The sequence below is a fragment of the Lysinibacillus sp. NPDC097287 genome, assembly GCF_044761695.1.
Classification (GTDB): domain Bacteria; phylum Bacillota; class Bacilli; order Bacillales_A; family Planococcaceae; genus Lysinibacillus.
Map to the genome: position 1 here is coordinate 236,784 of NZ_JBIWCX010000006.1, position 6,654 is coordinate 243,437.

Consider the following 6,654-nt stretch of genomic DNA (forward strand, 5'->3'; position numbering starts at 1 on the left):
TACTTCGGAATGTGAAAAAATTAGGGATTTGTAGGTGTATTGACTGCACAAGACATTTAAATTTTAGGGACATGCTTTAGCTTATTCCTCATACATCATCTTCTTCGTCATCCCACCGTCGATCGTAAGGTTTGTCCCGGTCACAAAGTTGTTGGTCGGATTTGTTAAGTAGAGGCAAGCTTGCGCAATATCCTCTGGCATACCCACGCGACCTGATAAATGTTGTTCATGATCGATAGCACGTAGATCTTCATAAGCGCCGGTTTCTATCCAGCCAGGTGAGATACAATTGACAGTAATCTTATCAGGTCCAAAAGAACGTGCTAGTGCATGCGTTAAAGCGACGATGCCCCCTTTTGTTGCTGCATAGGCTTCTGTGAAGGGCTCAGACATCATAGCGCGCGTAGAAGCCATAGACACAATAGAACCACCATTTTCATTGTGACGCATAATTTTAGCTGCCTCTCTGGAGCAGAAAAACACACTACTTAAATTTGTTTGAATGATGTGATTCCAATCCTCCATGGACAAATCATAGGGGGAGGCGTGTTGAAACGTTCCTGCATTATTAACTAGAATATTGATTTTGCCAAAGTGATTGACCGTTCGCTTCATTAAAGAGACAATATCTGGTTCTTTGCTAACGTCCGTTTGGACAAATAAACTTGAACAACCAAGTTCCTGTAATTCACTTTCAAATTGCTTGCCCTTATCGAGGTCAATATCTGCAATGACTACCTTTGCACCGCTTTTTGCATATGCCAATGCTACGCCTCGACCAATGCCTTGTGCACCACCAGTAATTACAACAACCGAATCATGAAACATAAAAATTCCTCCACTTAATCTGTTTGCAATTATTTTAACAAAAAAATCACCAGTTTTACGTGCCTAACGAACACAAAATAGGATATAATAAATCAGTCAAGGATGCATATGTAATGCTATCTAGGCAAAGCTTCCCTTGATAGTAAAATTAATGTTGACTTTATTGTAATTACATTATATAATAAATCTTGTCTTTCCTAAGAGATTTGTTAGGTAAGCAATCATGTCTCAGTAGCTCAGCAGGATAGAGCAACGGCCTTCTAAGCCGTCGGTCGGGGGTTCGAATCCCTCCTGGGACGTCCAGTTTTACAACGTTATACTTAGAGAAATAAGCACTTTCGCTTATGATTCAATATTACAGTACTCGGTCAGTCGAGTTTCTGTACTAAAGAATTGTAGGTGGAGGTGCTTTTTTCTTTGTCCAAAAAGAAGGGGATATTTGATATCCAAATTGAACAACCGTTAATTCAGGTTAGAAAGCTTGAAGAAAAACGGAAAGATATAGCAATTGAACAAGCATTGACTGTGATTTTAAAGCAACTTGAAGTAAGTGGCTGTCGTGAAAGAACAATATACGATTACCGTACAATCGTACATTACTTTATCAGGGACACTAAAGTTGAATATCTGATGGATATAACCAGCGATGTTATTTACACTTGGCTTGAAAAGATGAATGTCAAAAATACAACTAAATTAACACGTTTGAAGTGCTTCAAAGCATTTTTAGGACGTTGTTTTGATAATGGATGGTTTACAAATAAGTTTTGGCGGTCAGTAAATATCAAAGTGGATACTGAAATTAAGGTAGGGGCATCAGATGAAGATGTAAATTTACTATTATCTGTACTCGACTATACAAAGTTCTTAGATTTGAGAAATGCTACAGCAGTATTACTGATGTATCGTTGTGGATTAAGGATTGGGACAATTGCACGTATGAAGGAACAGCAAGTTGATTTTGTTAATCGAAGACTACAACTTGACGGAGAAGTTATGAAGAATCATAAAGGAATAATTTTACCTATAGATGAACAAATGACGTATCTATTACAAGTAATGCTAAAACAGAATGGTCTGATAAGAAATGAATACAAAGAAGATAATGATAATTTATTTATTACGATTAAAGGAAGACCAACAACAAATTCAATTACATCTAATTCAATTCAAAAGCAACTTAGGAAATATACATTGAAATATGGAATCAATAATATAAATCCACATGCTTTAAGACGTGGATTTGCTAAAAACTTGTATGCAAAATCAAATGATTTGTTATTAGTTTCAAAAGCACTGGGGCATAACGATTTATCAGTGACTACAAAGTATTTACATACGGAATTAACTGATATAGCAGATAAGTTGAAAGATTATCTTTGAATTTTTAAGCAACAAAAAAGCCACCTACTCGAATAGGTGACTTAGTGAAATATGTACCCATACAAATGTACCGTTTAAATCCTGAGAAAATTTAAACCAAATTTAATATGAGTTTGACTCTACCTAAATAGAGTACTAATTGCCTTTATTTTACTTTAAAAAAAGCTAAAATGCAAAGGTCTAGTTTGCTATTGCCTTTTTTAGCAAAAACTCGTTCGTGGAAACCTAGTAACACGAATTAAAACTAAACTTGACCGGTTATGACGTTCCCGCTGCAAACAAACGTCTAGCACTCTGTATAAGCGTTCCTTGTTTCGCTTTGAGTGTGAATGGTGTTAGCGACCATTAACGGCTAGGAGTGGAAGGTCTGAATGATTAAGGTCATGCAGAACACACCATACATTGTAATTGTTGCAGAGTTTCTCATACAAGTAGAATAAGCATTTACGATACATGCAGAAGGCATGTACAACGGATTATAAGAACTATCGGGGGCAGATGTAGATAAGTAGGTGTGTTGTTCGAGAGAACGCACTTTAACAAGGCATACAATACGGATTCTACGAACGAGGATTCATGAAAATGAAAAGTGACTGTCTATGTCTTAGATACTATTAATTTAGTTTCTAAGATGTAGGCAATCACTTTTGCACCAAGCCGTTGCTACTCACTCGGCTTCATGTTGGGAGGAACGCTGAAATAATGCAAGTAAACCTGAAGAAGTAAATAAAAAAAGAACCGCCATTACTGGTAGGTTCTTTTTTCGACAACTTAATTAATAGAAATAGTAATTTCAGCGTCTTTTTCTAAATCATCCACTGGAAGTTCAAGTATAAGGTAATTAACATAACCGAAAACTTCTTTTTCGAATGAATTTTGGACCGCTTTAGTTATTTTATGTTCTAAACTAAAAAATCCAAGATGAATGATGTATTTCAATTTGATCAGATTAAAATATTTATATTTATCTGTCTAAGTTCTAAAATTTCACTTACTTTAATTCCGTTTAGTGATTTTAAAGCTAACTCCTGAATTAATTCCGCATGTAAATTTGAGTGTAAGTTTAGTTCTTTTTTTATTTTAAATTCCACCTTTATTAGTTTTATTTTTCTTACTCTTACATGCCTTTAACAACTAAAGATGATATTCAGACATACTTATTTAAAATACTTTTTAAAAAAGGATTATTGTTTTACTTTGTAGAAGTTAGCAGTTTTATATTAACAAGTGAAGTTTAGATATTACCCTTATCTCTGTTTTTATTAATCATATCGAATTCAGCGAGTAGGTTTCTATCAGGTGCAGAGGTCCCGTTCCAAAAAATTCTTGGATTGAGTTTTAGATATTTTTCATTTTTACTTTCGACTTTTATAAAAGCTGTCTGTCCGTTTAGTAAAATAGAAGAAAGTGATTGACTCATCTTCTTACTATTGGTTAAATCCAGTAATGTAGCAATTTCTGAAAGTGTGTAATAATCAATATCTTCAACATGGTTTACTTCAGGATTTTTACAAATGATGTTACTTGAATGATGTAGGTAAGGAACAAGTGCAAAGATCGGATAAAGTGCAATAGCTGAATATTTCCGTTTTCCTTTTTCTGTTACAGCTTCATAGAGTTCGCGAATTTGGCGAATATAAGTTCTAACTAACATCTTTGGCTTTGCTTTCCCTTTAGTTTTACCGTAAAAATTAAATTTTTCGTTCCATTTATAAGCATCAGCAGAAGGAATAAGTATTTGATGATTGATCAGCTTGTTAAAAAATTTTGAATAAGCGTTTCTACTTATTCCTAAGCGTTCCCGAATACTAGCTTTTGAAAGTTTTATTCCATTATCAAAAGATAAATACCCAGTTCCGTTTACATATGTTGCAAGGTAAAATATCATAGTCAAATCTGCTTTGGTAAATTCAGGTGAATTAATTAAAAACATAATTTTTTCAGGATATGACCATATAAATTTCCCTGACTCTGCATTAAATTCTTCAAAAGCAGCTTTCGCTTTTTCGTTATTTTTTACAAAAGCATCTTGTTTCCTACTTCTTAAATAATGTTCTTCGGGATTAAGTTCACCCACAATCTCACCAGTGTTGGGGTTATATATTAAATGATTGTTGTTTTCCACGTATAGCACATCCTTTAAAGTTGTAATTTACAAACCTTAAACAATGCTTTCACGTGGTTCAGACTGGTGAAAAAATACAAATTAAAATAAGCTTTTTAGATTGTGAAAGACTATACTTAAACTAACGAGAAATAGTTAAATAAGCAGATTTCTTTTGAATATATGGGGGGATTAATAGGGTAAATACATTTTACTGACGGAAACACTATGTCTAGAAATTTAATAATTCAAAAATAATTGAATTATTATTGCATATTAATTGGGGGATAAACATGTCTATTGAGAAGAAAACATTCAAAAAATGGTTTAAAGATAATGAAAATAAATGGATTTCATTTGGGATAATTACAATATGTTTAGCTATTCTAATGCCAACTACAATATTTTTCGCTTCTGATTCTAGGTTAACAGCAGATTCTTTTTCTAAATTAGGAACTGTAGGGGATTTTTTAGGTGGTTCAACAGTAGGCTTACTTTCATTAGCGAGTATTTTCTTTATAATTTCAACAATTGTAATGCAACGGAAAGAATTAGAACTTCAAAGAACAGAATTACAGTTAACGAGAGTAGAATTAGCTAAGTCTAATGAACAGTACGAAATTACAAATCATACAATGAAACTTCAACAATTTGAAACAACATTTTTTAATATGATACAAATGCATAATAATCTAATTAATGATTTGAAGTTGTTTGGTGAAGAGTATCGTGGCAGAGAAGTAATTGTTATGTTTTACGAAGATATTCTCAATTACTATAAAAAAGAATCTTTAGAATCGTATTTTCAAAGATTACTAATTAGAAATAGAGAATCGTTAGAAGAATTAGCTGATGAATATGCAGCTTTTTATAATAGTTTGAAAAATGTCGGAAATAGGCATTTTTCACAAGGTACTTTCCTTTTTGATGCAGAACAATTTGTTTTTGGTAATTCATATGATGAGTTAATGCAACCTATAAAGCCGATTACTATTTTTAAAATAACTTTTGATGAATTGAAAGCTAATGTTGATATGTCTATGGTTGATTATCAATTTTCAATAAGAATTAGGGATGAGTTTTTTAATAACATGGATTTTAAAGAAACAGCCTTTAATATAGTTAATGACCAAAAAAAATACCCATTATCTAACTATATAAAAAGTGTTAAAACTATAATTAGATTAGTAGATCAATCTAATTTTGATTTTAATTCAAAAAATAAATACTTAAATATATTCTTTTCACAATTTACTCTACATGAAATAACAATAATTAATTACTTTATTAAACTGAGTGAAGAAAATGAATTAAAGGCTTATTTCGCAAAATATGATAGCCTTAATACAAAGGAAAAGCTGCAAGATTCAATTATTTAATTACAAAGCAACTTTTTTCTTTTTACAGATACAACATACGAGGGAAAACACCTATCAACATTCAGGTGTTTTTTATTATAATGTCATGGTCGCTTTTTTTGTGCAAAATAGGGGTGGTTGGTCGCTTTTTTTGTGCATGGTGAAAGTGGATTAACCCCTTGTGGCATTAGGTGTTAAGGCACTTTTGAAGCAGTTTCGTATCTATTACTATATCAATTAGGCTAAAGATGATTCTGAAGAAGTAATGTGTTAACCGTTACTATTGCTAACGCAAGGGGGAAGAAAAGCACTTCCCCCATATAAAGATAAATACAAAAGATAGTGCTAATAAGTTTCTGAACAAGGTGTAAGTATTTCAGCGTATTATTAGAATGATATTTGTTTTATTTAATCATCTTGGAAGGGGTGCTTTTTCCCCTGACAAGCATGTTTTGATCTTGTTATTTTTTAACGGTTGATTATCAGTAGCTTCAGTATGTACCAGTAAAGAAAATGGTTCAGGTGTATACATGGGTAGGTAATGAAATTTGTAAGTTGTACGAGAATAAAGAATTTATCATAAGAGTTACATATCCAATATTGTGAGAAGTGGAATATACAGAAGGTGCTGGTTTTATACTGGTGCTTTCTTTTTGTATTCAGCATTGTGTCTAAAATGTGTCTGGATAACAGTGATGAACCGTTTTTGATAGGTGTGGAACTGGTGAAAAAAGTACATGGAATGGACAGTCCGTGTGGAAAAGAAAATAGTTGTCAAGATGTTTTACTTTACAATATTTATTGATTATTAATATTCAGCTTCTTCAAATTCAAGCACAAAAAAAGAACCACTATCAAAGCAGTTCTTGTTGTTTCGCACTGACCAAATAACATGAGACAAATAAAAACACCTTTCATTGAATAACGGGTATTTAAACCTGAAATAATCAATGTGGAGGTGTTTTTCTATGGGAACAAGAG

4 protein-coding genes and 1 tRNA gene are annotated in these 6,654 nt (G+C 32.5%); 3 read left to right on the top strand and 2 right to left on the bottom strand.

The genetic code is table 11. The annotated features are described in order from the left end of the window. Positions 1-81: 81 nt before the first annotated feature. Positions 82-828, bottom strand: coding sequence for an SDR family NAD(P)-dependent oxidoreductase (locus ACIQ2D_RS11255; protein ID WP_402863910.1), 747 nt, complete (start codon positions 826-828; stop codon positions 82-84). A 225-nt stretch (positions 829-1,053) separates the two neighbouring features. Here ACIQ2D_RS11255 and ACIQ2D_RS11260 point away from each other — a divergent pair. Next, a tRNA-Arg gene (locus ACIQ2D_RS11260) sits at positions 1,054-1,127 on the top strand. Positions 1,128-1,245: 118 nt separating this feature from the next. Continuing rightward, positions 1,246-2,211 carry a tyrosine-type recombinase/integrase gene (locus ACIQ2D_RS11265; RefSeq protein WP_402863912.1) on the top strand — a complete coding sequence of 322 codons (966 nt, stop codon included), beginning with the start codon at positions 1,246-1,248 and terminating at the stop codon, positions 2,209-2,211. Positions 2,212-3,445: 1,234 nt separating this feature from the next. On the opposite strand, the gene ACIQ2D_RS11270 is transcribed toward ACIQ2D_RS11265, so the two are convergent. Further along, positions 3,446-4,336, bottom strand: coding sequence for a hypothetical protein (locus ACIQ2D_RS11270; protein ID WP_402863915.1), 891 nt, complete (start codon positions 4,334-4,336; stop codon positions 3,446-3,448). Between the two features lie 272 nt (positions 4,337-4,608). Between ACIQ2D_RS11270 and ACIQ2D_RS11275 the strand changes: the two genes are divergently transcribed. Then, positions 4,609-5,694, top strand: coding sequence for a putative phage abortive infection protein (locus ACIQ2D_RS11275; protein WP_402863918.1), 1,086 nt, complete (start codon positions 4,609-4,611; stop codon positions 5,692-5,694). Positions 5,695-6,654 lie beyond the last annotated feature (960 nt).

Bases quoted from the DNA above. Each gene is read 5' to 3' on its own strand.
- ACIQ2D_RS11255 (WP_402863910.1), bottom strand. From the start codon at position 828: ATGTTTCATGATTCGGTTGTTGTAATTACTGGTGGTGCACAAGGCATT.
- ACIQ2D_RS11275 (WP_402863918.1), top strand. From the start codon at position 4,609: ATGTCTATTGAGAAGAAAACATTCAAAAAATGGTTTAAAGATAATGAA.